The sequence below is a fragment of the Pseudomonas sp. P5_B2 genome (genome assembly GCF_056400445.1).
This window is the reverse complement of record NZ_JBFULH010000547.1, coordinates 1-2,734: the sequence shown is the minus strand read 5'-3', so window position 1 is coordinate 2,734 and position 2,734 is coordinate 1. Positions and strand designations below refer to the sequence as shown.

The 2,734-nt window shown below is 55.0% G+C and carries 3 protein-coding genes; 2 read left to right on the top strand and 1 reads right to left on the bottom strand.

Features of this window, described 5'->3' with window-relative positions; all coding sequences use genetic code 11:
• Positions 1 to 1,759 (top strand): UvrD-helicase domain-containing protein (locus tag AC1DRJ_RS23725; RefSeq protein WP_477804296.1); only part of this gene is annotated, 1,759 nt, incomplete at its 5' end.
• 64 nt (positions 1,760 to 1,823) lie between these two features.
• On the opposite strand, the gene AC1DRJ_RS23720 is transcribed toward AC1DRJ_RS23725, so the two are convergent.
• The gene (locus AC1DRJ_RS23720; RefSeq protein WP_477804295.1) at positions 1,824 to 2,099 is read right to left on the bottom strand and encodes a DUF1652 domain-containing protein; all 276 of its coding nucleotides are present in this window, start codon (positions 2,097 to 2,099) and stop codon (positions 1,824 to 1,826) included.
• Positions 2,100 to 2,339: 240 nt separating this feature from the next.
• Between AC1DRJ_RS23720 and AC1DRJ_RS23715 the strand changes: the two genes are divergently transcribed.
• On the top strand, positions 2,340 to 2,734 hold a 395-nt coding region (locus AC1DRJ_RS23715), incomplete at its 3' end, for a nuclear transport factor 2 family protein (protein WP_477804294.1).

Here is a 2,734-nt window from a genome sequence, read left to right as displayed (position 1 = left end):
CAGCAACCGCGTGCAAAACGGCGACGTAGAGGTCGATAGCAATCCGTTCGACTTGCGTATCAATGACGCACAGCGACAGCAGCTCAACGCTTGCTACCACCAGTTGCACACACGCGATGAGCGCTTCCGCGAGTTGATCAAGCCTCTGTCCCGCCACGCCTTACAGCTCAAGGAGCTGGAGCGCGACCACCCCGATGTGCAAAAACGCATGGCCGTGACTGAACTGGCGGCCAAGCGCGACGAAGAGCTCTGCGACACTATTGAAAACCTGTGGTTTCGTGCCGGTGCCTGGCCAATCAAGGGGATTGAGCCCAAGCGACACTCGTTCGATATCAATGGCTCGACGTTCCGTTGCCATGGCTACATCCCGAGTCTGGATGCCTGGGTCGTGTTAGGTTTCGATCCTCGAGAGAATCCGCAGGTCTGCCGCCCAAATGCCAAGCTGACCGTCCGGGCGGAATGGGCGGTCAAGCGCACCCTTTTTCAAGCATTCTGCCGTAAGCCATTGATATGGCTTGATAGTTACGAATCATCGAAGCGCGTTTTAGCCTCTTTGGCAGGCGATGCCAGCGCGGGTCCGGGTTTTGATTACAAGGTCAAAGGCGAGCTCGCTTCTGCACCGTTGCTGGACTGTTTTGTCGCAGCAGCCGGATTTATCGAAAATCTCGGGCTGGATGTTCCGAACGCCGTTGGCCAGATGAGTTTCGCCAAGGACGACCCCGACAGATTCTTCTTCGAGGCCTTGAGTCTGTTCTGGCGAGCGCTGGAGGATCATCTGCTTGATCAAAAACCTCCGGTAATGACCTACAACCGCATGTTTGCCTTGTTCAGTGAGCATTCCCCGGAAAACCTCAAACTACTCAGCGATGAACTGCTGCGGCCACTCTCACACCTGATGATCGACGAATTTCAGGACGTATCGCCGCAGATCGTTTCGTGGATTCGTGCCAGCCTGGTCGAAATCCGCAGTCGCGGCCCGGCAATGCATGTCGGGCGGGGGGCGCAACGTTCGTCTTTGCTTTGCGTTGGGGATGACTGGCAGTCCATTTACGGCTGGCGCGGCAGTTCACCGACGTATTTCATGGAGTTCAACAAAGAGTTCCCGTCACCGAGTACCACCAAGGTCATGCTCAGCGACAACTTTCGCAGTCATCAGCACATCATCGACGCCGCCGAACATATCGTCCGCGCAGCGCCGGCCATCGCAGGCAAGAAAGCCAAAGCCAGCGGCGAGCCTAAAGCGTTGTTGCCGGTAAACGTTCTGGACCGGGACGATCAGGGCATGGCCCAGCGCCTGATGGAGCATTACCGTAAGGGTGATTCAATCTTGATGCTTTATCGAAAAAGTAGCGATAAGTTGTTGATTGAGCAACATATTCAGTCTGTTGTTAATGTTGATTCTAGCTTGCCGTATGAAAGCCGACGGCTTAAACAATTGACCTATCACAGCGCCAAAGGCTTGCAGGCCGACGCGGTGTTTTTGCTCGGCGATTGTCAGCATTTGACCAGTTCTCCCTACAAGAACCAGGTTTACCGGATGGCGGGTCTCGGCAAGACCGGCGACAGCGAGCCATATGACAGCGCGCAAAAAGACGAAATTCTGCGCTTGGCTTACGTCGGCATCACTCGGGCAGTGAGTCATTGCTATTGGTATGTCGAGGGGCAGGACACGGCGGCAAACATGCCCAAGGCATCGGACCGGATTGGTAAGGGTAAAGTATTTTTTGCGGATCATAGGGTCAGTCAGAAACTGGCGTAACGCTGAGTCGTCGCCCAACAAAAAGCCCACATTACGTGGGCTTTTTTCTTCGCTGTGTCAGCCTTCAGGCATAGCTTCTGAGGGCTACAGGTGGAACGAACGCCTCAAGTTCATCCTCGACGGCTTCAATGATTCGTTCGACATCCGCCGCATTCATGACCGTTGCACAAGGAATACCGGCAATGGCAATCATGGTCTCGCCACTGGCACGATCAAACAACCGGGCAATCATGCTGCCCGGCGCGTCCATGCTCGCCTCAAATCCCATGGGATGAAAATGCCAGCGCATCRGCTGGCAGGCGTTTGGAAACGTGACTTTGCTGAAAGACCCTTTATTCATATGTAGCCCGCCTTCTTCATCGAGCGCTTCCTTTAGCTCATGTTAGGAGGAGAAGAGCCTTCAATGGCTCAACCAATGACTGCCTTTAAAAGTAGCACTCGAATGTGAACGCCATGTGATTTTTTTCGGCCGTTTGGCGGTTCGTCAAGTTTATTTGATGAAGGTCACCTGAGCATTTTTTCAGCCATTGAACCCCGTGCGGAACTTCGGCAAGCTCGGCGTTTTGGTGTCGAGACTTTTATGCACCCCGATGATGATGGGCCGCAGCAAACCCGGGCCACGGACGAGACGGTCCTGCGCTACCACTTGTGCTGGAAGCACCGTGATCTGGATGGAGTGATGGCGCTTTATCACCCTGATATCCAGTATCACGATTTCTTTCAGAACCGGGTGATGGGGCTCGACGAACTGCGCGAGTACGTGCGCGTCAGCATGCCCCGCAACCCGGATGAAGCGCTGGAGCATTCGGACCGGATTCGCCTGGACGGCAACACCGCATTTATTCAGTACCGGATGACCTTGCGTGGCGGTGAGGGGCTGGCGTCCTTCCACACCAGCGAGGCGATCACAGTCCGTGACGGGTTGATCTGGCGGGTCAACGAATACGCCACGCTGGTCCACGAGCAGTCGTACAT